This window comes from Corynebacterium sp. CNCTC7651, assembly GCF_021496665.1.
Taxonomy (GTDB): domain Bacteria; phylum Actinomycetota; class Actinomycetes; order Mycobacteriales; family Mycobacteriaceae; genus Corynebacterium.
Window position 1 is genome coordinate 84995 of record NZ_CP071246.1, and the last position, 22533, is coordinate 107527.

The 22533-nt window shown below is 66.4% G+C and carries 20 protein-coding genes, 1 tRNA gene and 1 pseudogene; 13 read left to right on the forward strand and 9 right to left on the reverse strand.

Going from position 1 to position 22533, the window contains the following annotated elements; all coding sequences use genetic code 11:
• Position 1: 1 nt before the first annotated feature.
• Together JZY91_RS00390 and JZY91_RS00395 are read left to right on the forward strand one after the other, a co-directional pair.
• Positions 2 to 727, forward strand: coding sequence for a CoA pyrophosphatase (locus tag JZY91_RS00390; protein ID WP_234948042.1), 726 nt, complete (start codon positions 2 to 4; stop codon positions 725 to 727).
• Between the two features lie 12 nt (positions 728 to 739).
• Positions 740 to 1930, forward strand: a complete 1191-nt coding sequence (locus JZY91_RS00395) for a MarP family serine protease (RefSeq protein ID WP_234948043.1) — start codon at positions 740 to 742, stop codon at positions 1928 to 1930.
• Here the strand turns inward: JZY91_RS00395 and JZY91_RS00400 are convergent.
• The 3 genes and pseudogenes from JZY91_RS00400 to JZY91_RS00410 form a co-directional block, all read right to left on the reverse strand.
• Positions 1927 to 2613: an alpha/beta fold hydrolase gene (locus tag JZY91_RS00400; RefSeq protein ID WP_234948044.1), complete on the reverse strand. Its 687-nt coding sequence runs from the start codon at positions 2611 to 2613 to the stop codon at positions 1927 to 1929. The two genes, JZY91_RS00395 and JZY91_RS00400, sit on opposite strands and share 4 nt — an antisense overlap.
• 263 nt (positions 2614 to 2876) lie before the next feature.
• Positions 2877 to 3404: pseudogene (locus JZY91_RS00405) on the reverse strand (phage holin family protein); the annotation flags it as partial.
• An 82-nt stretch (positions 3405 to 3486) separates the two neighbouring features.
• Entirely contained in the window at positions 3487 to 4287 is an 801-nt protein-coding gene (locus tag JZY91_RS00410) for an HAD family phosphatase (RefSeq protein ID WP_234948045.1), read from the reverse strand.
• Positions 4288 to 4451: 164 nt separating this feature from the next.
• Between JZY91_RS00410 and ssd the strand changes: the two genes are divergently transcribed.
• From ssd to JZY91_RS00445, 7 genes are read left to right on the forward strand one after another with little or no spacing between them, the layout of a single operon-like run.
• Positions 4452 to 5489: a septum site-determining protein Ssd gene (ssd, locus tag JZY91_RS00415; protein WP_234948046.1), complete on the forward strand. Its 1038-nt coding sequence runs from the start codon at positions 4452 to 4454 to the stop codon at positions 5487 to 5489.
• Positions 5486 to 6610: a TadA family conjugal transfer-associated ATPase gene (locus JZY91_RS00420; protein ID WP_234948047.1), complete on the forward strand. Its 1125-nt coding sequence runs from the start codon at positions 5486 to 5488 to the stop codon at positions 6608 to 6610. Before ssd ends, JZY91_RS00420 begins: the two co-directional genes overlap by 4 nt.
• Positions 6607 to 7392, forward strand: a complete 786-nt coding sequence (locus JZY91_RS00425; protein ID WP_234948048.1) for a type II secretion system F family protein — start codon at positions 6607 to 6609, stop codon at positions 7390 to 7392. Before JZY91_RS00420 ends, JZY91_RS00425 begins: the two co-directional genes overlap by 4 nt.
• The gene (locus tag JZY91_RS00430) at positions 7389 to 7985 is read left to right on the forward strand and encodes a type II secretion system F family protein (protein WP_234948049.1); all 597 of its coding nucleotides are present in this window, start codon (positions 7389 to 7391) and stop codon (positions 7983 to 7985) included. Before JZY91_RS00425 ends, JZY91_RS00430 begins: the two co-directional genes overlap by 4 nt.
• A 31-nt stretch (positions 7986 to 8016) precedes the next feature.
• Positions 8017 to 8265 carry a DUF4244 domain-containing protein gene (locus JZY91_RS11780; protein WP_370639231.1) on the forward strand — a complete coding sequence of 83 codons (249 nt, stop codon included), beginning with the start codon at positions 8017 to 8019 and terminating at the stop codon, positions 8263 to 8265.
• Positions 8266 to 8538 (forward strand): hypothetical protein, encoded by a 273-nt coding sequence (locus JZY91_RS00440; protein WP_234948050.1) that lies wholly within the window; start codon positions 8266 to 8268, stop codon positions 8536 to 8538.
• Between the two features lie 17 nt (positions 8539 to 8555).
• Positions 8556 to 8867: an Rv3654c family TadE-like protein gene (locus JZY91_RS00445; RefSeq protein WP_234948051.1), complete on the forward strand. Its 312-nt coding sequence runs from the start codon at positions 8556 to 8558 to the stop codon at positions 8865 to 8867.
• Here the strand turns inward: JZY91_RS00445 and JZY91_RS00450 are convergent.
• Positions 8864 to 11203, reverse strand: coding sequence for a DEAD/DEAH box helicase (locus JZY91_RS00450; RefSeq protein ID WP_234948052.1), 2340 nt, complete (start codon positions 11201 to 11203; stop codon positions 8864 to 8866). The genes JZY91_RS00445 and JZY91_RS00450 overlap by 4 nt on opposite strands.
• 197 nt (positions 11204 to 11400) lie before the next feature.
• Between JZY91_RS00450 and JZY91_RS00455 the strand changes: the two genes are divergently transcribed.
• The gene (locus JZY91_RS00455) at positions 11401 to 11604 is read left to right on the forward strand and encodes a cold-shock protein (RefSeq protein ID WP_042409175.1); all 204 of its coding nucleotides are present in this window, start codon (positions 11401 to 11403) and stop codon (positions 11602 to 11604) included.
• A 374-nt stretch (positions 11605 to 11978) separates the two neighbouring features.
• Here JZY91_RS00455 and JZY91_RS00460 read toward each other — a convergent pair whose 3' ends face one another.
• Positions 11979 to 12605 (reverse strand): DedA family protein, encoded by a 627-nt coding sequence (locus JZY91_RS00460; protein ID WP_234948053.1) that lies wholly within the window; start codon positions 12603 to 12605, stop codon positions 11979 to 11981.
• Positions 12606 to 12749: 144 nt separating this feature from the next.
• On the opposite strand from JZY91_RS00460, the gene topA reads away from it, so the two are divergent.
• A complete protein-coding gene (gene topA / locus JZY91_RS00465) occupies positions 12750 to 15659 on the forward strand; it encodes a type I DNA topoisomerase (protein ID WP_234948054.1) in 2910 nt (969 codons plus the stop codon).
• Positions 15660 to 15709: 50 nt separating this feature from the next.
• Here topA and JZY91_RS00470 read toward each other — a convergent pair whose 3' ends face one another.
• A complete protein-coding gene (locus tag JZY91_RS00470) occupies positions 15710 to 17236 on the reverse strand; it encodes an adenylate/guanylate cyclase domain-containing protein (protein ID WP_234948055.1) in 1527 nt (508 codons plus the stop codon).
• A 59-nt stretch (positions 17237 to 17295) separates the two neighbouring features.
• Here JZY91_RS00470 and JZY91_RS00475 point away from each other — a divergent pair, with 59 nt between their 5' ends.
• Together JZY91_RS00475 and JZY91_RS00480 are read left to right on the forward strand one after the other, a co-directional pair.
• Positions 17296 to 18594 carry a DNA polymerase III subunit delta' gene (locus JZY91_RS00475; RefSeq protein WP_234948056.1) on the forward strand — a complete coding sequence of 433 codons (1299 nt, stop codon included), beginning with the start codon at positions 17296 to 17298 and terminating at the stop codon, positions 18592 to 18594.
• Positions 18595 to 18724: 130 nt separating this feature from the next.
• A tRNA-Thr gene (locus tag JZY91_RS00480) sits at positions 18725 to 18800 on the forward strand.
• A gap of 98 nt (positions 18801 to 18898) precedes the next feature.
• Here JZY91_RS00480 and JZY91_RS00485 read toward each other — a convergent pair.
• The 3 genes from JZY91_RS00485 to JZY91_RS00495 form a co-directional block, all read right to left on the reverse strand.
• Entirely contained in the window at positions 18899 to 20086 is a 1188-nt protein-coding gene (locus JZY91_RS00485) for an IS481 family transposase (protein ID WP_234948002.1), read from the reverse strand.
• A gap of 476 nt (positions 20087 to 20562) precedes the next feature.
• The gene (locus JZY91_RS00490; protein ID WP_234948057.1) at positions 20563 to 21507 is read right to left on the reverse strand and encodes a DDE-type integrase/transposase/recombinase; all 945 of its coding nucleotides are present in this window, start codon (positions 21505 to 21507) and stop codon (positions 20563 to 20565) included.
• A 38-nt stretch (positions 21508 to 21545) separates the two neighbouring features.
• On the reverse strand, positions 21546 to 22481 hold the full coding sequence (locus tag JZY91_RS00495; RefSeq protein WP_234947688.1) for a guanine nucleotide-binding protein subunit gamma: 936 nt from the start codon (positions 22479 to 22481) through the stop codon (positions 21546 to 21548).
• Between the last annotated feature and the right edge of the window lie 52 nt (positions 22482 to 22533).

The window sequence follows — 22533 nt, forward strand, 5'->3', positions numbered from 1 at the left end:
CGTGGCGGACGCACACGGGCAGGACACTGCGCTGCGCCCGGAGCTGGCCCCGGCCTGGCTGCGCCCGCTGGTGGCGGAGCTTGGGAACGAGACGCACGCCGGGCGTGCGCGGGAGCTCTTGGCCACGCGCGTGCCGCAGCGAGGCGGCAAAGACCAGTCCGCTGTGCTGATCCTGTTCACAGGCAACCCGGATGCGGAGACGCTGCCGGCGGATGCGGGGCTGTTGATCACGCACCGCCACCCAAACCTGCGCAGCCACTCCGGCCAAATGGCGTTTCCGGGCGGGCACATCGAGGATGCGGACGGCGGTCCGGTGGATGCCGCGTTGCGCGAGGCGTGGGAAGAAACGGGCTTGGACCGGGGCCGCGTGACGCCGCTTGCGGTGCTGGCGCCGGTGACCACGGGCGGGTCGCGCCGTCGCGTGCGCCCCGTGCTGGGTTACGCCGCGGACCCAGGTGAGGTGCACCCGGCCAGCGAGGAAGAGACGGACGATGTGTTCTTCGTCCCCGTGTCCGAGCTGATCGACCCGGCGAACCGCCTCACTGTGGGGTGGCGCGGCTGGTCCGGTCCGGCGTTTTGGGCCGGGTGCTACGTGGTGTGGGGGTTTACGGGCGTATTGGTTTCGGTGCTGCTAGACCTTGCTGGGTGGGCTGTGCCGTGGGACGAGACCCCGCGCGGCCTTGCAGAGGTTCTTGAAGGCTCCTGCAACGACGAGAAATCGCACTAGGGAGGTGGGCGCGTGCAGCTTGCGTTAGACCTGGCTTTGGTCGCCGTCATTGTCCTCGCGCTGGTCGCGGGGTGGCGCCAAGGTGCGCTTTCCTCCGTGGTTTCCGCAATCGGCGTGATCGCCGGCCTGGTTGTGGGCCTAGCCTTGGCGCCCGTAGCCATGGGGCTGGCGCAGACGCAGTCCCTGCGCGTGCTGCTCCTGGTGGCGGTGGTGGTGCTCTTAGTAGGCATCGGCAACGCGGTGGGCTCAGCGGCGGGGTCCCAGCTGCGCGACGGGGTGCGTCGCGCCTCTGCCCGCACACTGGATTCGCTGGCGGGTGCACTGTTCCAGGCGTTGGCCATGGCGTTGGTGATGTGGTTCATTTCCATCCCGCTGGCGGCGTCGGTGCCGGGCAAGGCGGGCGACGCGGTGCGTGAATCCCGCGTGCTCGCGACGATTGACGTGGCCTCGCCGGACGTGTTGGCGCAGCTGCCCGCCCGCATAGCCGCGCTGTTGGATGAGACCGGCTTGCCGCCGCTGGTCTCCCCCTTTGCTACGCCGCGCGGCTCGCACGTGGACGCGCCGGACTCGGCGGCGGTGGACCCGGCGATGGTGGAACGCGTGCGCCCCGCGGTGGTGCAGGTGATGGGGGATTCCGGCTCCTGCCAGCGCCGCCTGATGGGCACCGGCTTTGTCATCGAGGAGGACTACGTGCTGACCAACGCGCACGTGGTTGCCGGCACCGACGTCGTGGCGCTGGACACCGTGCTGGGCATCAAGGAAGCGAGCGTGGTGTTCTACGACCCGGACGTGGATATCGCCGTCCTGCACGCGGACCAGCTGGGCATTGCGCCCATCGCGTGGGCGCAGGTGCCGTTGGCAACGGCGGATGATGCCGTGGTGATGGGCTACCCGCTCTCCGGCCCCTTCGAGGCGGCGCCGGCCCGCGTGCGCGGCAAGCTCAACATCTCCGGCCCGGACATCTACGCCAAGGGCCGCGTGAGCCGGGAGGCCTACACCATCCGCGGCGTGATCCGCCAGGGCAACTCCGGCGGCCCGCTCTTGAACACGCAGGGCGACGTGGTGGGCATGATCTTCGGCGCGTCCCTCGATTCCACGGACACTGGCTACGCGCTTACGGCTGACCAGGTCAAGGCGCGGGTGGGGGACATTCGGAGGTTGGAAGGCAACGTGGACACGCAAGCCTGCGTTGGTGCCGCTTAGGGCACTTGCTTGACGACGACCGCAGCGAACGCCCCAGCATCCTCCACGTGCGGTAGCCGGCGGGGGTCAAGCTCCGGGAGGTCGCCCGCGTGGGGTGTGCGGGGGCGCAGGCGCGAGGTGGCCACGATGTGGGGCAGGGCGTTGTCGATGCGGCGGGCGGCCAGCCGCAGCTCGAGGAATTCGTTGAAGCGCGGGTCCGTGTGGAATGCCTCGGTGGTATCCGCCAGCAGGTTGGAGCGCCACAGTGCGTCTAGGGCGCGTTCGCTGCGGCTCAGCACACCCGGGTGGATGCGCGACGCGGTGGTGGCAAGACCGCGGGAGGTGGGCAGCGCGATCGCGCGCGGCACAAGGTCCGGGTAGCGCTGCGCGGCCGCCCGCGCGATCACGCCGCCGGTATCCGCGCCCACCACCAGTGCCTGAGTGTGGCCTAGGGTGCGGATCGCCCCCGCAACGTCGCCGGCGAGGATGTGCAGGATGTCGCCGGCGCGGGGCGCGGGTTTGTCGGACATGCCGTAGCCGCGCAGATCAAGCGCAGCGGCGTGGGCACCGGCCTCCGCCAGCGGGGCGAGGGTGTCCTTGAAGTCGAACCAGCCGCCGAACGCACCGTGCAAAAGCAGCACCAGCGGCGCGTCCTGCTCGCCTGCCTCTGCTGCGTGGAGGCGGATGCCGCGGGTGTGCAGCATGCGGTGACGAAAAGGCCCGCCAAGCTCAACAACACTTGGCGGGTTCGGCCGCGTGCGGTGCGCAGCCATGTTGCGTGCCGTGTTTCCGGGTTTTGGGGTGGCCCCGGTTAGTCGCGGGTCACCGCGGTGGAGCCGCCGTTGGCCGGGCGGGTGGTGGACACGCGGGTGACGTTGCCGCGGGTGGCAGCGGTGTTGGCTGGGCGCTGCGTGGTGGTGCGGGTGGTCGTGGTGCGCGTGGTGGCGGCGGTGGCAGGGCGTGCCTCCGCGCGCGGTGCTGCAACCGGTGCGGTGCTGTACAGGCCGGACTCATCCTTCGCCAGGTTCGCCTGGGCCTGGCCCGGGACCAGGTTCTTCAGCTCGTTGACGCTCTCGATGGTTTTCTCCGGCGCCTTGATCTTGCGCACCTTCCGGAAGCCCAGGAACGCCAGCAGGCCGGCCAGGGCAAGCATGATCAGGAAGACCAGCAGGAATGCCCAGCCGCGGTGCATCCAGGAAGCGAACATCTCCGCCAGGGCGAAGAAGAGGAAGAAGGTGGAGTAGAGGGCGATCACGCCGGCGGCGGCGAACATGCCGCCACCCATGGCACCCTTCTTCACCTCGCCGACGATCTCTGCCTTCGCCAGCTCAATCTCCCCGCGCACGAGGGTGGAAACCTGCTCGGTGGCGTTGGAGATGAGGGTGCCAATGGAGTCCTGGCCCGGCTGCGTCACGCCAGTATCACGCAGCGGAATAGAGTCCACCTTCGCGGACACAGCCGTGGAACCGCTGGTGTAGAGGCCTTCTTTGCTCACTGTTCGTACCTTCCGGGTGCGTTATAACGTCTATCCCAGATAACACTAGCCACAATTTGAAGTTTGTGCCTACAACTCCCCGCTAGGCGGAGCGTTTGTCTCGCTTCAAAGAGCGCGCGAGCAGCACCCCGGCGGTCACAACGGCGGCTACGCCGGCGATCACGCCTGCGCCAATGCCCACCTCGCGCGTACCCGGCATCTGGATCAACGGCTCCGGGTTCTTGAACGTGCGAATGTCCCACTCATGCTGCTCAGCGTGCTTGCGCAGCGCCCTATCCGGGTTCACCGCCACCGGATTACCCACCAGTTCAAGCATGGGGATGTCGGTGGCGGAGTCGGAGTACGCGTAGCTGGCCGCCAGGTCGTAGCCGTGCTCCGCGGCGAAGGTGCGCACCGCCTCCGCCTTGGCGTCGCCTTTGAGGTAGCGCGTCACCGTGCCGGTGAGTTTGCCGTCTTGCACCTCAAGCTCGGTGGCCACCACGGTGTCCACGCCGAGCTCGCGCGCAATCGGCTCCACCAAAATCGCCGCGGAGGCGGAGATGATGATCACGTCGTGGCCCTGGGCCTTGTGGTGCTCGATGAGCTCGCGCGCCTCCGCGTAAATCGCGGGGGTGACCACGGTGCGCATGGTTTCGGTGGTGATGCGGGTGACCTCATCCACGGACCAGCCGGCCACCATCTGCGCCAGCGCGTCGCGCGTGGTGTCCATCTTTTCGCTGGACTGGCCAACCAGCATGTAGCTCGCCTTGGTCAGGTACAGGTCCAAGGCTTCCTGGCGGGTGATCAGGCCGTTGTTCATGAACTCTTTGCCGAAGGCAAAGGCGGACGACGTTGCAATGATCGTCTTGTCCAAGTCGAAGAACGCAGCTGCGTGGGGGGCCATGTCGCCCGAGTGTAGCCCTATGCACACCTTCAGCCGCGTGCGCAACCCGAGTTATCCACAGAAATTGTGGTGACATGTCAGCGTAAACCGGGGGTTATCCACAGCTTTTGTGAAGCCTCTTGTTTCGTTGGTGCTCCGCCCTGCAGGGTGAAGGCATGGACCAGATGAAATCACCACAGCGCACCCAGGCGCCGATCGTTGTCGCGGTGGAGGACCCGCTGCTGCTCCCCGAGGCCCTCCATGTCGCCGCGGCGTGCGGCCGGCCGGTCCTTGAGGTCAGCGACCGCTCCCAACTCTCGCGGGTCAGGGGCCGGGCGTGGGCCATGCTTGTCGACGCCTCCTTTGCACCCCCAGATCCAACACCAACCACATTTGTCGTGGCGGCGAGCACGGATGCCGCAGCGCCCGGCGCGTTTGTCCTTCCTGCCCAGGCTGCGGACTTGTTGCGTGCGCTGGGCGCGCTGGCGCAGCGCGGGATCGTGTCCGGCCGCGATGCGGGCACCGTCATTGCCGTCATTGGCGCTGGCGGAGGGGTTGGGGCGTCGACTCTGGCGGGGGCGGTGTGCAAGAGAGCGTCGTCACGCGGGGCAACCCTGGTGGACGCGCACTCCCGCTCGGGAGGGCTGGACCTGCTGATGGGGATTGAGGACGTGCCGGGCGCGCGCTGGGGCGAGATTGAGCTGGGCGAGGGCGTGGTGGCGCGCGAGGACGTGCGGCGTGCGCTGCCGACGACTCGCGACGGGGTGGCGGTGCTCACCTGCGGCCGCAGCTCGATTGTGGAGCCGCCTGCGCCGGGGAGGGACGCGGTGGAGGCGGTGGTGTCTGCCGTTGGCGCAGACGGCGTGACGGTGCTGGATGCGCCGGTGGAGCTGGTGCCGGCGCGGTGCGACCTCGCCGTCATTGTGGTGGCGCCGCAGCTGCGTCCTGCGGCTGCCGCGGCCGGGATTGCGGCGGCGCTGCAAACTGGGGGCGTGCCGCACGCACTCGCGGTGCGGGACAGCGCGTGGGCGTCGCTGTCTAGCGAGGAATTGGCCACGGTTGCAGGTGCACCGGTGCTGACCACGGTGCGAAACTGCCGCGGGTTGACCGGCACCGTGGAGCGCCGCGGCCTGCCGGAGCGACTGCCCCGCCCGCTGGCGCAGGCCGCGAATGCCGTGCTAGCTGAAGCCGGGGCACCTGGGTTTGCGGGGGCGGCGCGATGAGCGGCGATGTGCTGGAGCGCGTCCAGCGCCGCCTGGCCGATGAGCCGACCCCGCCCACGCCGGAGCGGCTGGCGCAGCTGATCCGCGAGGAAGCGGTGGTGATCAGCGACATCGACGTCCTAGACCTCATGCGCAAGCTGCGCGAGGACACCGCAGGCGCGGGTCCGCTCGAGGCGCTTTTGGCTGGCGGGGATGTCACGGACGTGTGCGTGAACGGGCCGCACCACGTTTTTGTGGACCGCGGCCGCGGCCTCGAAGCGGTGGCGGGCGAGGTGTTCGGATCGGAGGAGGAGGTGCGCCGCCTGGCCACCCGCCTTGCGCTGCGTTGCGGGCGCAGGCTTGACGACGCCCACCCGTTCTGCGACGGCCACATCACCCGACCCGACGGCACCCTGCTGCGCTTCCACGCGATGCTGGCGCCGACATCCCAACCCGGCACGTGCTTATCGCTGCGCGTGCTGCGCACCGCGACGGCGAGCCTTGAGGATCTGGTTGCGCGCGGTTCGGTGGATGAGGAACGCGCCGAGCTGCTGCGCGCGATGGTGGCTAGGCGACGCACGTTCCTAGTGGTCGGCGGCACGGGGTCCGGCAAAACGACGCTGCTATCTGCCCTGCTTGCGGAGGCGGATCCGGCGGACCGCATCATCGCTATCGAAGACACGCTAGAACTCACGCCGGCGCACCCGCACGTGCTGAACCTTTCCACCCGCGGCGCAAACACGGAGGGTGCGGGCGCGATCACGGTTGCGGACCTGGTGCGCCAAGCGCTGCGCATGCGGCCGGACCGGATTGTAGTGGGAGAGATCCGCGGCGCCGAGGTCATTGACCTGCTCGCGGCCTTGAACACCGGCCACGAGGGCGGCGCGGGCACCCTGCATGCCAACTCCATCCACGAGGTGCCCGCGCGGCTGGAGGCGCTGGCCGCGCTCGGCGGCCTGGACCGAGTTGGGTTGCATGCCCAGCTTGCCGCAGCGGTGGACATGGTTGTGGTGGTCAAGCGCCAAGCGGACGGCACGCGCCGGGTGCAGCAGATCGGCGTTCTGGAGGGCCAACCTGTGCAAGCGCGCGTGGTGTGGGATGCGGACACTGGTGCGGCCGATGGTTACGAGGCGCTGCAATGAGTACCGGGGTGAGTACCGCGCCGCTTGCCGCCTTGCTGCTTGCCGCGGCGTGCCTGGTCACCGCACCGGGCCCGGCGCACCGGCTGGGTGCCCGGGCGCGGGGCCCGCGCAATCCGGTGTGGATCCCAGTTGGTGGGTGTGCCGTGGTGCTCGCTGCCTTGACCGTGGGGCGCGCGGGCGTGGTTGTGGCCGGTGGGATTGCGGGCGCCACGGTCGTCCACGTGTTCAGTGCTCGCCGCGCTGCGAAGGAGGACACCGCCCGCACCCGCCACGCGGCCACCTTCATTGGGCACCTTGCGGAAGGTGTGGGTGCCGGCTCCACCCTGGCAGACGCGGCCGCGCGCGCCGCGGAGCACATCCCGCCCGACGCGCCGGAGGTGCTGCGCCGGGACGTGGCCCAGTTTGTCGGTGCGGCACAGCGCGGTTGCACCCCGCCGGAGCTTGCCACCCCGGAGCTGGCTCGCGTGGCGGCGCTGTGGGAACTTTCCACCTCGCGCGGTGTGCCCGTTGCCCGGCTGTTGGCCGCGGCGCGGGACGACATCGACCATGCGCAGCGCCACCGCGCGGCGACGGACGCGGCCCTTGCCGGCCCGAAAACTACGGCTGTGGTCCTGGCGCTGCTGCCGCTCGCCGGGATCGGCATGGGGAGCGCGATGGGCGCGGACCCCATCGGTGTGCTCACCGCGCCCGGTTTCGGCTCCGTGCTGCTGATCGTGGGGACCGCCCTGGTCTGCGCGGGCGTGGCAGCCAGCGGGGAAATCATCCGGAGGGCCGCCGCATGATCTCGCTGACAACTGCTGCGCTGGCGGCCCTTGCAATCGTCGTCACGGCGCCGCGACCAGCGGTGCGCCTTACCGCCGTGACAGCGGAAGCCGGCAACCGCCCGCGCGACGGCCCACGCACAGGTTCACCTGCAGGTTCACGTGCAGGGACGCGCGGGGCGGACCCGCACCGGTGCGCCAGCGACATCAGCCTCTTCGCAGCCTGCGCCACCGCCGGCTTGCCTTCGGCCCTGGCCGCGGCCGCGGTTGCGGATACCCACCGCGGGGAGCACACCGCCTGGCACACCACCGCTGCGCTGTTGGCGCTCGGGGCAGACCCCGAGCGCGCCTGGTTTGAACTTGCCGCCGTCCCAGGCGGCGCAGACCTGGCCAACCTTGTCACCTTGTCCAATGCTTCGGGTGCTGCTCTCGCGGACGGCTGCGGCCGCATCGCCGCCCGGTTGCGAGCAGAGGCCGCCGACGGCGCCACCGCGAAAGCGGAGCGTGCCGGCGTCCTCATCGCCATCCCGCTGACTGCCTGCTTTCTCCCGGCGTTCTTCGCCCTCGGGCTCGCCCCGGTGGTGATCAGCCTGGGTGCAGGCCTTATCCACTAACCCACCGAAACCATCCTGAAAGGACCACATCATGAACCTCAACCTCTCCACCACTGCAATCCGCGCCCAGCTCGCCGCCGAGGAGGTGATTGGGAAATCGCTCCGCCGGGTTAAACTGAAGTTGAACGAAGATGTTGGCATGTCAACCATCGAATATGCCTTTGGTAGCTTGGCCGCCGCTGCCCTCGCCGGCGTGCTCTACATGGTGGTCAACGGCAACGGTGTCACCTCCGCCATCGAGGGCGTGATCACCAAGGCGCTGTCCAACACTCCCGGCTAAATGACCACGGTAGAAACGGCACTGTCCATGGCGACCTTGGTGGCGGTCGCCGCGGCGATCGTAGCCGGCATTGCCACCATGGCCGCCTACATTTCCGCCGTGGACATCGCCGGCGCCGCGGCCCGCTCCCACGCAATCGGTGTGGTGTACCAGCCGCCCCGGGGCAGCGTCTCCGTGACGGAGCATGCCGGTCTGGTCACCGTGACCGCGAGCGTGCCCGCCGCGATCGGCACCATGCGGGCCGCAGCCATCGTCCCCGCGGAGGCGCGGTGAGGTCCGCACTTTGCCGCTTGCGTGACGACGACGGCTCCGCCACCATCACCTCCGCCGGAATCATCGCGGCTGTTGTGGCGCTGGCGTTTGCCATGCTCACGATCGCCGCAGGTGTTGCGGACCAGCACCGCGCGGCGGTGGCGGCGGATCTCGCGGCCGTGGCCGGTGCCACCGCCTACTACGCGGGCGCGGATGCGTGCCAGGTGGCCGACACCACGGCCACGCTCAACGGCGCGCAGCTCGCGTCCTGCGAGGTGGTGGCGGGCGACGTGGTGGTGAAAGTCACCAGGGGCCGGGCCAACGCCGCTGCCCGCGCCGGGCCGGCCTAGGCTTCCGCCGTCATGGTGACCAGCGCGCCCAAAAGCTTGAGCGCGGCGTGCTTGTCCAGCGGCTGGTTGCCGTTGCCGCACTTGGGCGATTGCACGCACGACGGGCACCCGTCCTCGCAGCCGCAGGAGTGGACCGCTTCATACGTTGCGGTGATCCATTCGTGGAAGCGGGCGAAACCTTCGTCGGCAAACCCGGCTCCGCCGGGGTGCCCGTCGTACACAAACACCGTAGGAAGGAGGGTGTCCTGATGCAGGGCGGTGGAGACGCCGCCGATGTCCCACCTATCGCAGGTGGCCAGCAGGGGCAACAGGCCGATCGCGGCGTGCTCCGCAGCGTGGAGTGCCCCGGGGATCTCGCCTGCGCTGATCCCCATCGCCTCGAGGGTGAGCGGGTCAATCGTGTAGGCCACGGCACGGGTGATCAGGCGCTGCTCCGGCAGGTCCAGTGGGATGTGCTCGCTGACGGTGCCGTCGTTGAGCCGGACGACGTAGCCGGTCACGCGGTCCGTCACCTCCACGTCCACGCTGGCCACCCACAGGCCGGGGGACGGGTTCACCAGCGCGTGCGCGTCGCCGAGAATGGTGATGTCCGTGGTGGAGCGCGCTTGCGTGGAGTAGTCGGGCCGCTCGGGTGCCACCAGTGCCACATAGTCCTCCAGGTTCAGTTCCTGCACCACGAAGTACTCGCCCTGGTGGATGTACACGGCTCCGTCGTGGACCTGGCTCATGGCCTTGCCGGCGTCGACGGTGCCCAGCAGCCTGCCGTCTGAGATGTCCACGATGGCTATTTCTTGCCCGGTGCCGCCGCGCAGACTGACCGCTGCGTGGGCGGTCTCCGGCGTGGGCTCGCGCTCCAGCTGGGGGACGGCGAACCAGCGGTCGCCGCGCCGACGCAGGTAGCCGGCTTCTTCCAGCTCGGCCACCACGTCGGCGGCATCGAACGCGGCGACATCTGCAGGTGTGAGCGCCCGCTCCACGGCAGCGCAATACACGTGACCGCGCAGGATGTAGGGGTTCGCCGGGTTGAACACGCTGTTTTCCACCGGGCGGCCGAGCAGTGCTTCCGGGTGGTGGACCAGGTAGGTGTCCATCGGCTCATCGCGGGCCACCATGACCACCACGGAGTGCTGGCCGCGCCGGCCCGCACGTCCTGCCTGCTGGCGGAAGGAGGCTACCGTGCCGGGGAACCCGGCCATCACGACGGCATCGAGGCCGCCCACGTCGATGCCAAGCTCAAGGGCATTCGTTGTCGCCATCCCCAGCAAATCGCCATTATCTAGGGCGCGCTCGAGAGCCCAGCGGTCCTCCGCGAGGTACCCGGCGCGGTAGGAGGCAATGCGCGCCGCGAAGTCCGGGCGGCCTAGCATGACTAATTCCTCTTGCGCACGCATAGCAACGATTTCCGCCGCCCGCCGCGAGCGCACAAAAGTGAGGGTGCGCGCGCCCTCAGCCACAAGCGTGCCCATGATTGCGGCGGCTTCGGTGGTAGCGGCGTAACGCACGGGTGCGCCGTTTTCTCCCTCCGCACCCTCGATGAATCCGGGCTCCCACAGGGCGATGGTGCGTTCGCCGGTTGGGGCGCCGTCTTCGGTCACCGCCACCACGTCACGGCCACACAGCCGCGAAGCCTGCGCCGCAGGGTCCGCGGCCGTGGCGGAGGCGAAGATGACCACGGGCTGCGCGCCATACGCCGCAGCGATGCGCAGCAGGCGGCGCAGCACCAGCGACACGTTTGCGCCGAACACGCCGCGGTAGGTGTGGCACTCATCCACCACCACGTACTTCAGGTGCCGCAGCAAGCGGGCCCACCGGGCATGCCCAGGCAGGATGCCTGCGTGCAGCATGTCCGGGTTGGTGAACACAAAGCGGGTTTGTTCGCGGATGCCAGCGCGGGCTTCAGTGGGGGTGTCGCCGTCGTAGGGCGCTGGGTAGATCTCCTCGAGGGGCCCAATGGTGCTGTGCACCATCTTCATCGTCGCCGCCAGCTGGTCCGAGCCCAGCGCCTTCGTCGGCGTGATGTACATGGCGCATGCGCGCGGGTCCGCCGCCAGGGCAGAAAGCACCGGAAGTTGGTAGCCCAGGGACTTGCCGGAGGAGGTGCCCGTGGCTATCACCACGTCGCGCCCCGCCCACGCCAATTCGGCGCAGGCGGTTTGGTGGGAGTAGGGGCGTTGGATTCCGGCGTCGATAAGCAAGTGCTTCAAGGACGGCTCCACCCACTCCGGCCACGGTGCGTAGGTGGCGGGGGACGCGGGAACGGTTTCGAGGTGAGTGATTGCGGAGTCGGGAAAGTGGCGCCGCAGCGTTTCTACTAGTGAGGCCCCGTAATCAACCATGGGAGATAACGTAGGCCAGCGCACACAACTTTGTCGTGCCCGCGCGGGCGTTTCGTGGCAGACTGGTGGGCGGTCACAGCTTTTGTGTGCGCCCTTAAACAGGTGCTCGCGGGGATTGTGTACGCGGGCACCAGGTCTTTTCCTGGTGGACGGCTACTACAAAGCAACAGTTCTTCATTTTTCGAAAGGTCTTCACCATGGCAACCGGCACCGTGAAGTGGTTCAACGCCGAAAAGGGTTTCGGCTTCATCGCACCGGACGACGGCTCCTCTGACGTCTTCGTCCACTACTCCGAGATCCAGGGCTCCGGCTTCCGCACCCTCGAGGAAAACCAGCAGGTTGAGTTCGAGATCGGCGAGGGCGCTAAGGGTCCGCAGGCGCAGCAGGTGCGCGCGATTTAGGTTTTCGCCCGCTTGCTGCCCCGCCTCTGTGCGGGGCATTTTGCGTTTTAGGGGGTGCGGGGGCTGAACGGGTGGGTGGCTGTGGCGCGTTGTGCGCTATTAGCTGGCGGTGATAGCGCATAACGGGGTCGAACGGGCTTGGTTTGGGGCCTGATGGCTGCGTTGTGCGCTATTAGTTCACCGTGATAGCGCATAACGGGGTCGAACGGGCCCATTTTGGGGCCTGATGGCTGCGTTGTGCGCTATTAGCTGGCGGTGATAGCGCATAACGGGGTCGAACGGGCTTGGTTTGGGGCCTGATGGCTGCGTTGTGCGCTATTAGTTCACCGTGATAGCGCATAACGGGGAAGATGGCCGGCCACTCAGCCCACCGCCTACACGGCAGAGATGCCGCGGCGCACGTCGTACCACTCAAACAGTTTGGCTTGGGCGCGCTGGATCAAGAAGCCCACGAAAGAACCCAGCAGCAGGCCGGCGGCCATGCCCAGCAGCGGGAACTGTGAAAGCAGGGATCCGCCGATGTATCCCAGGCCCACGCCGAGGACGGCCCAGATGATGACACCGATGGTGTCGTAGATAAAGAACGCGAACCAGTTGTAGCGCACTGAGCCGAGAACAATGGTTGCCACCCAGCGGGCCCACGGGATGAAGCGAGCAACCAGGACGGTGATGCCGGCGCCGCGTTTCATGTTGCGGCGCACCCAGCTAATCGCCTGGCCGGCCTTGGATTCCGGGTCGAGGCGGTTAACCACGCCAATGAGGCGCCCGCCGAAAGCGAAGCAGAGGTTGTCGCCGATTATGCCGCCGATGATTGCCGCGATCATGACACCGCGGATGCTGGGTACCCCTTGGGACGCGGCGAATGCGCCGGAGAGGTTGAGCACGGTCTCGCTGGGGATGAACGGGATCAACGCATCGCCCACGATCAGCAAGCTGACCAGCGGGTAAAAGACCGGCATCGCCATGAGTTCGTGCAGGAACCCAATCAGGCTATCCACCATTTGTGGGCCACCTCCTTGCACATCACTCACGCGAGTGTAGTCCCCCCGAGAATGCGGGTTGGGGGAGTCACCATAAGTTCCGTATTAAATATGTCTGCTACAAATAAGTGAGTTTTCGGGTTGTGAAGTGAGGTGTCACCCAGCGTGGCTGCAAACGGCAAGGCCAACGGCAAGACGCTTGTTATCGTCGAGTCCGCAACGAAGGCCAAGAAGATCCAGAAGTACCTGGGCGATGACTACATCGTTGAGGCCTCTGTGGGCCACATCCGCGATCTTCCCGGCCGTGCGGCGGACATCCCGGCCAAGTACAAGAATGAGCCGTGGGCGAAACTGGGCGTGAACCCGGAAGATGCGTTCACCCCTATCTACGTGGTCAGCCCGGACAAGAAGAAGAAGGTCGCGGACCTGAAGGCGAAGCTGAAGCAGTCGGACAAGCTGCTCCTGGCCACGGACCCGGACCGCGAGGGCGAGGCCATCGCTTGGCACCTGCTGGAAACGCTCAAGCCCACCGTGCCGGTGGAGCGCATGGTGTTCAACGAGATCACGGAGTCCGCGATCCGCGAAGCCGCGGAGAACACCCGCGAGCTGGACATGGACTTAGTGGATGCGCAGGAAACGCGCCGTATCCTAGACCGTCTCTACGGCTACGAGGTCTCCCCGGTGCTGTGGAAGAAGGTCATGCCGCGCCTGTCCGCCGGCCGCGTGCAGTCTGTGGCCACACGCGTGATCGTGGAGCGCGAGCGCGAGCGCATGGCGTTCATCGCCGCGGAGTACTGGGACCTCACCGCCACCGTGCGCCCGCAGGCGGGCGAGAAGACGGAGTTCGAAGCAAAACTCACCGCGCTCGACGGCACCCGGGTTGCGCAGGGGCGCGACTTCGATGACCGGGGTCGGGTGAAGGCTGGGGATGTTGTGATCGTCGATAAGCAGCGGGCCCAGGCGCTGGCCGCGGACCTGGACGGTGCGGATTTCGCGGTCACTTCGGTGGAGGAGAAGCCGTACACGCGCAGGCCGTACGCGCCGTTCATGACGTCGACGCTGCAGCAGGAGGCGGGGCGCAAGCTGCACTTCACGTCCGCGCGCACGATGCGCATCGCGCAGCGGTTGTACGAAAACGGCCACATTACGTACATGCGAACGGACTCGACGGCGCTGTCCAAGCAGGGCCTAGACGCAGCAAGATCTGCTGCAACGGAGCTGTACGGCGCGAACTACGTGTCCAAGTCCCCGCGCGTGTACGCCCGCAAAGTGAAGAACTCGCAAGAGGCGCACGAGGCGATTCGCCCGGCTGGCGAGCGTTTTGCCACCCCGGGCCAGCTGGCGGGGTCGCTGGATGCGGAGGAGTTCAAGCTCTACGAGCTGATCTGGCAGCGCACCGTGGCCAGCCAGATGGAGGACGCACGCGGAAACTCCACCAAGGTGACGCTCCAGGCAACCGCCAGCGGGCAAAACGGCAGCGAGACCGCAGAATTCGCCGCCACCGGCCGCACCATCACGTTCCCGGGCTGGCTGCGCGCCTACTCGGACACGCAGGATAAGGAGACGCACCTGCCGCAGGTGGCGGAGGGCGACGTGCTGGACGCCGCCAAGGTCACGGCGGACGGCCACACCACCAACCCGCCGGCGCGCTACACCGAGGCCAGCTTGGTGAAGAAGATGGAGGACCTGGGCATCGGCCGCCCGTCCACATACGCCAGCATCATCAAGACCATCCAGGACCGCGGCTACGTGGTCACTCGCGGCAACGCGCTCGTGCCCACGTGGGTGGCGTTTAGCGTGGTTGGCCTCATGGAGAACAACTTCGACGCGTTGGTGGACTATGACTTCACGTCTTCAATGGAGGACGAGTTGGATGAGATCGCCCACGGCAACGAGGACCGCACGCAGTGGCTCACCAGCTTCTACTTCGGCGACGCCGAGGCGAATGATTCCATGGCGGAGGCCGTGGCGCGCCGCGGCGGTCTGAAGCACCTCATCGAGGCGAATCTGGAGAACATTGACGCGCGCGAGGCGAACTCGCTCAAGCTTTTCGACGATTCTCAAGACCGCCCCGTCCACGTTCGCGTGGGCCGCTACGGTCCCTACATCGAGCGCCAGGTGGGCGTGACCGCAGATGGAGAGCCGGAGTACCAGCGCGCCAACCTGCCCGAATCCGCCACACCGGACGAAATCACCCTGGACATGGCGGAGAAGCTCTTTGCCACCCCGCAGTCCGGCCGAGAGCTAGGCGTGAACCCGGCAAACGGCCGCGCCGTGGTGGCCAAGGAGGGCAGGTACGGCCCCTACGTCACGGAGCTCGTGCGTGACGACGAAAGAACGCGCGCCGAGGCGCGCGCCGAAGACGTGGTTGCCCAAGAGCGCGCAGCCGAGGATGCGCAACGCGCCGAGGAAGGCAAGCGCAAGAAGAACTGGGACACCAAGACCGCTCAGGCGCAGAAGGAAAAGCGCATCGAAGCGCTAGTGGAGGAGCAGCTGAAGCCCGCCACCGCGTCCCTGTTCCAGTCGATGGACCCGGCGAGCGTGACGCTGGAGGAGGCGCTCCAGCTGCTCTCCCTGCCGCGCGAGGTTGGTGTGGACCCGGCGGACGGCGAAGTGATCACCGCCCAGAACGGCCGCTACGGCCCGTACCTGAAGAAGGGTACGGACTCTCGCTCCCTGTCCAGCGAGGACCAGATCTTCAGCGTGACGCTGGAGGAGGCCCGCCGCATCTACGCAGAGCCCAAACGCCGCGGCCGCGCCGCCGCCCGCCCTCCGCTGAAGATGCTTGGGGATAACGACGTTTCCGGCAAGCCCATGAGCATCAAGGAAGGCCGCTTCGGCGCTTACGTCACCGACGGCGAGACCAACGCGTCTTTGCAGCGCGGCGATACCCCGGAGACCATGACGGATGCCCGCGCCAACGAGCTGCTCTCCGCCCGCCGCGCCCGCGAAGCCGAGGATGGCCCGAAGAAGGCCACCAAGAAGGCTGCGAAGCGCACCGCGAAGAAGGCGACCAAGAAGACCGCGAAACGCACGGCGAAGAAGACGGCCAAGAAGGCCGCGAAGAAGAGCTAAGGGCGAGGTGCCCTGGCCCGACACCTGCCGTGGCCAGCGCGGCCGCGGCGCTAGGAGCGGTCCGCCATGGTGGAGCGCACCGGGCGGGCAAGCTGCGTCATCTTGTTGCGGCCGCGCAGCTCCACGGACTTCATCAGAGTCCAACGCTGCTGCTCCACCTCGTTGGCGCTGCGCAGCGTCGCGGCGTTGGTGAGCACCTTGCCGGGGGTGTCCTTCGCCAGCTCCGTCAGGCGCGCGGCGGCGTTCACAGCGTCGCCGATCACGGTGTATTCAAAGCGGTCCGAACCGCCGATGTGGCCAGCCACCACATGGCCGGCAGCCACGCCGATGCCAGCTTGCAATTCCAGGCCCGCGAGATCGTCGTTGAGCTCGCGTGCGGCTTGGAGGGCGTGCGAGGAAGCGTCGTGAAGCGAAACGGGAGCCCCGAAGACGGCGAGCGCGGCGTCGCCCTGGAACTTGTTAATCACGCCCTTGTTGCGGTGCACCACCTCGACCACAATCTCGAAGAACTTGTTCAGCTCCTCCACGACCTCTTCCGGCGTGTGGTGGACGGCGAAGGTGGTGGAGCCGATGACATCGATGAACAGCACCGCGACGCGGCGGTCCTCGCCGCCCAGCTCCGGCTTTTCTTCCAGCGCCTTCGCGGCGACCTCGGTGCCCACGTAGCGGCCGAAGATGTCGCGGACGCGCTGGCGCTCGTTCAAGCCGCGCATCATCTCGTTGAAGCCGGCTTGGAGGACGCCGATCTCGGAACCGTCGTAAATATCCACCTGCGTGTTCGCCTCGCCGCGGCGGACCCGGTTGATCGCGTCCTGCAGCTCCTTGATCGGGTCCACCACGCTCATGATCACAAACGCGGTGCCCACCAAGCCGGTGACCAGCGCCGCGATGGTAAGCGCGAAGACAGCGGGCAGGAGCTCGCCTGGTGTGTCGGTGAAGAAGCCGCGCCGCTGCGCGTCAAAAAGCAGAAGCACCCCGATCATCGGCACCGCGGAGGTGGTGAACCACGTCATGTACAGGCGGTGCTTGATCGGCGGCTCCAGCGTCGAATCCTCGAAGCGGCGCGCGAGTGCGGATGCCGCGATGGGGCGCACAAGGCGCTCCGCCTGCAGGTAGGTCAGCACCGCCACCACGAAGCACGCCAGCGACGTGGACACGCCAATGGCCAGGGCCAGCGGGCCCGAAATCTGCGCCGCCGCGATGGTGATGATGGCGATGCCAATCGCCCACACCCCAACCACAATCACCGTCTGCAGCACCGGCAGGCGGAGCACCAGGGTGCGCACCATGTTCGGGTCATGATCATCCGGGCGCAGCTGCCACTCCAGCACCGGCCGGAACAGCAGTGCGGTAACCACCACCCCAACAACCACAGCCAGGATCACGTACACAAGGCCGATGGTGCCCAAGCCAAGGTGGTTCAGGCTGAGCTCCGCAACCTCCGGCATGGGGATGAGGTAGCGCACGAACAGCATGATCAGCACCGCGCCCAGCACGTTGGTGCCCAGCACGGTCGCTGCGTAGAGGGGCCACGACGTGCCCCCCAACCACCGCAAGCCGCGCCAGAGTCGTTCCATGGTGTATCACCTTAGCGCCGAACGGGTGCGCCAGCGATGACCGAGTAGGCTTGGGCGCTGTGACTAACCGCAGCGTGAGCGAGCGTCTCGCCGACACCCCAAAGGTCCGCGACACCATCCTCGCCGCCGCTGCCGCCGCGCGTGGCCTCGAAGGCACCGATCCGCGCGCGCTTGCACACTCCTGGCTGTTCACCGGCCCGCCCGGTTCCGGCCGCTCCAACGCTGCGCTGGCCTTCGCCGCCGCGCTAGTGTGCACCGATCCGGCCGAGATCGGCTGCGGCCGCTGCAAGGGTTGCCGCGACGCGCTCGCGGGCCAGCACACCGATCTTGTGCACGTCGTGCCCAAGGAGCTGACCATCGCGGCGAAGTTCGTCCGCCAAGAAATCGTGGCTAAGGCTGCACGCTTGCCGACGATCGCTTCCCACCGCATTGTCATCATCGAAAACGCCGATCGCTTGACCGAGGAAGCCGCTGATGCGCTGCTGAAGACCGTGGAGGAGCCGCCGGAGGGCACCGTGATCGTGCTCTGTGCGCCGTCGACGGACCCGGAGGACATCTCCCAGACGTTGAAATCGCGCTGCCGGCACCTCTACATTCCCTCCCCGTCGGAGGAAGAGGTGGTGCGCATCCTCATGGAAGAAGAGGGGGCGTCCGAGTCCAACGCCCGGCTGGCGGCGGCTACGTCGTTGCGGCATTTGGGGCGTGCCCGGAAGCTGGTGCACTCCGAGGCCATCCAGGCGCGCCGGGCCAACAGCATCAACCTGGCGGAGCTGGTGTTCTTCGGCTCCCAGGCTTTCCAAGCCGTGGCGACGCTGGTGAAAGCGACGGAGAAGGAAGCTGTGGAGGATCACGCCGAGGCCGATGCCGCAGAGCGTGAGAAGCTCGAGCGCGCCTTCGGCGTCGGCGCCAAGGGCAAGGGTGCCGCCAAGGCGACGTCCGGCGCTGCGACCGCGTTGAAGGAACTCGAGGCGCAGCAGAAAGCGCGCGGCACCCGCCGCAAGCGCGACGTGTTCGACCTCGTCCTGGTGGACCTTGCAGGCATCTACCGCGATGCGTTGGTGATCCAGTCCGGCGCTGGGGCTAGTGGGGCTGGGGCTAGCGGGGCTGGGGCTGGGACTGGTGGCGAGGGTGGCTCCGCGAGCACAGTCGCAGGGCCGAGCGGCCCGACGGTGCCTTTGACCCATCCGGACTTCGAGGGCCTCGCCCGCGAGCTCGCCGATCGCGTTGATCAAGCCGGCCTGGTGGCCTGCCAGGATGCAATCACCCAATGCCGGGAGCGCCTCCACCAGCAGGTTGCCCCGCTGGTGGCGTTCAACGGCATGGTTGGCCACCTGCGCCGCGCCTGCAAGGTGGATTAGCTGCCCGGCGGCGCTGGGGCGGTGATGCGCTGCGGTCTGCCTATCTCGCGGGTCTGCAGCCTGCGGTTTTTCCCTGCGCCCGCGCTGGGTTAAGCTATTGCATCGGTACGCTCGCTTTCGCGTGCGGCCGGCCACCTTAGCTCAGTCGGCAGAGCATCTCACTCGTAATGAGAAGGTCGCGAGTTCGATTCTCGCAGGTGGCTCCATTGTCATCAGTCGCGACATGCTTGACATGTGAGTCGCGACATGGTGGACAAACCGGCGCTCTGGTTTTTGGTTTTCCAGGGTGCCGGTTTTGTTGTTTTTAGGTCAGGGGTGGTTGGCCGTGTTTCCAATATGGTTTTTGGTAGTTGCGGGATGTGTCGATGTAGTGCTCGGTGATGATCTCGCCGGTTTCTTTCAGTGATGTGGTGATGTGGTTGTCGGTGATGACCATGAGGACGGGTTCGCCGGCGTATTTGCGGCTGATGCCGAGTTGGTAGAGTTTGCCGGCGTAGCGGACGGTGACTTTGCCGCCTGGGGTGACGATGTCGTTTCTGATTCGCCATTCTTCTTTGGGGTTGTCGTTGGGTTCGGCTTTCGGGCCGGTGGTGTAGGCCTGTTCGGGGGTTTTTCTGCCGAGTGCTCGGTGGGGGCGGGTGGTGTTGTAGTAGTCGGCGAATTCATCGAGGTAGCGCTGGAGTTGGGGCAGGGTTTCAGCTGGGGGTTTGGCGGCTATCCATTTTTTGAGGGTTTGGTGGAAGCGTTCGATTTTGCCTTGGGTTTGGGGGTGTCCTGGGCGGCCGTTTTTCTGCTGTATGCGGTGGTGGTTGAGGGTTTTTTCGAAGGCGTTGCGCCCTCCTTTGGCTCCGGCTAGGCGGGCGGTGAAGACGAGGCCGTTGTCGGTGAGGGTGGATGCTGGTGGACCGTAGATGGTGATGAGGCGCTCGAGTTCGGCGGCGACGGCGGTGCCCGTGAAGGCGTGTTTGGCGGTGATGGATAGCAGGTAGCGGGAGTGGTCGTCGAGGAAGTCGAGGACTTCGATGCGGGTGCCGTCGATGAGGTAGAGGTGGGTGATGTCTGCTTGCCAGCATTCGTTGGGCATGGCGGCTTCGAATCTGATGTAGGCGCTGCGCGGTTTCTTCTTCGGTTGCGGTGTGACGAGGCCGGCGTCGGTGAGGATGCGGCGGATCGTGGATGTGGACGGCACTCGCATTCCTTGCTGCTCGAGGTGAAAGGCGATGGTGTCGGGGCCTGCGTCTAGGCCGGATTTCACCAGCTCTTTGCGCATGTCGATGATGTGGTTGCGCAGCGTTTTCGGCACTGCTTGTGGGTGGGTGTGCGGGGCGCGGGTTTTAGGCGCAATCGCCTCGGGCCCGCCAGCGTCGTACTTGTACAGGATTTGGTAGACGCGCTGGCGGGAGATGCCGAATCGTGCGGCGACTTTAGCGACGGGTTCGCCTTGGTCGCGCACGGCTTTGACGATGGCGAGGTTGCGGTTGGGGCTGTTCATTGGCCAACGATGGCGCGGCGGATCTGTCTTCCTGCCGCGCCACGCCCACCCGGGCCAGAGGGTGTCTGGGTGTTTGTGTGCGGGGCCCAAATGCGGACGGCAGTGTCAAGTATGTCCCGACTCACCTGTCAACCATCACCCGTCGAAGCGAGGCAGGCCTAAGTGTCAAGGATGTCCCGGCTCACCTGTCAAGCATCACAACCATCGCCGCAGGCACACCGTGTCAAATATGTCGTGAACCCAGACATCGCAGGTGGCTCCATTTTTTCGCCCCGTCGCGGCCATATTGGTGCCTGCGGCGGGGCTTTGTCGTCGCCGTGGCGGTTCGCGACCCACTTGTGCACAACGCTTCCTCCTCCGCCGTCACGCTCTGTGGCCCGGCCCGGAACGATCTGACAAACTCGTTCCGGATGGCCCACGTTTCCGCAGGTCACATTTTCGGACGCTTTGTGTCAAGTGGTTGTGAACCGTTTTTGTTATGGGTTGGTGGTTAGTGGTTGGGGGCTGGGGTGTGTGGTGGTGGTTGTGCGGATGATGGTGACTTCTCTGGGCAGTCCGGTTGGGGTTTTGGGTGGTGTGTGGATGCGTCCTTCTTCTAGGGCATCCTGGATGGCGTGGTGGCGGCTGGTTTGCAGTGTGCGCCAGGTGCCGTCGAGGACGCTTTGTGGGGTGTAGTAGTTGATCGCGCTGTTTGGCCGGCTGTTGTAGTTGGTGGTGAAGGTGCTGACCCAATTGGTGGCGTGGTCGATGGACGCGAACACTGGCGGGTAGTAGGGACTTCCTTTCATGGTGTGAAACAAAGACTCCATGTGGGGGTTGTCGTTGCTGGTGTGGGGGCGGCTGAAGGATTGGGTGATGCCGCGGGAGTGAAACAGCTCGGCGATGGTGGTGCTGGTCATCGAGGGGCCGTTGTCGGAGTGCACGGTGTGCACGTCGGGGTATTGGCTGAGGATGCGAGTGAACAGCTCGGTTGCGGCGCGGGTTTGTTCGCGCGGGGTGATGCTGGTGCCTACTACGGCTCGCGAGTACAGGTCGATCACGGTTAGGCAGGCGTAGTTCTGACTGATGCATGGTCCAGGTAGGAAGGTGATGTCCCAGCACAGCACTTGTCCCGGGGCCGTGGCGATGACGTGTGGGGGTGTTGTGCGTCCGCGTTTGGTGTTGTTGCGTCTGCGGGTGTGGGAGCGCTGTTTAAGCAGGCGCTGGTGTTGGCGGGCGGTGCGGTAGAAGCTGCTCAAGCTGGCGATGTATAACCCGTGGTTGTAGGCGTTGTAGTACGCGTCGTCGACGCTTGAATACGGGTTGGCGTCGAGCAGCGCCAGAATGTCGTCGACTTGCTGCTCGCTCAGACGGGGGATGTTGCGGGCGGTGTGCGGGGTGGGATTGGGCTTCGTCGGGCGGGGTTTACGGGCGTAGAACACCCGGCTGCGGCTGACGCGAAGCAGTTGCTGGGCTTTGGTTAGGGAGTGTCCGTAGGAGACGAGGGCGTCGATGAGGCGTTGTTCTTCCTTGAGACCAGTTTCATAGCGGCGTGTTTCGTCTTCGGATAAGGATTTTCCTCCGCGTCGTAGTCCACGCCAGGAAGATCGGGCATGGACGCTAAAGCTTTTCCCAGCGCATCACTGGTCTGCCTCCACTTATCCAACTCCGCGTCTTGGCGCTGAAGCTTCTGGTTGGCCTTCGCCAACTCCCGCTTCAGCCGGTCGTTTTCGGCGAGCATCCGCTCAACCTGCTTACGACTGCGCGTTGGGTCGTCATGCGTACCAGAGCCCACAATATCTGCCTTCCGTTTCAGCGCGTATTGCTCGATTGATCCGTCCGCCACCTTGGCGATCCATTTCGACATTTCCATATGCGTCAGCCCCAGCGCCACCAAAAACGCACCCTTCTCCCCGGCAGGAAGTGCCGCATAACTGCGCACGAGGTACGTCATCGCACGCGGCGAGAGGCGGCTAGAGATGTCTTCTGTCAGCGCGTCGAGTTTGGCCTCAGCCGCAGACGGTAACCCGAGACGCTGCCCCCACTTGAACATCGTGGCGTTACTGAGCCCGTGGCGGGCTATCCATTTCCCTTTCGCCCCATAGGGCAAGTTGCGGTAGATCGCGACCATCTGCGCCTTCTGGGCTGGGGTGAAATCAAGGCCCCACCCCTTTTTCACACACGGAGCAAACACGAACGAGCCTGCGGCAAGTGTCACCACCACCGCATCATCGAGTAGCTCACCCGGATCCAAATACGTCACCGGAATACCGAGCACATCCCCAGCCCGCACCGCCACCCGACGCCGGCGCGGTGAACTGTCACCATTAGACGGCACCGCTACCTCCTGCGAATCCGAGCAGGCACCAAACGACACCGGCTGCGGCACCAAGCGAGGAACATCAAACGTGGCCATGAACAAACCTCCTCAGGTCTCTCGTTCACAACCAGCCTGACAGCAAGGGGGA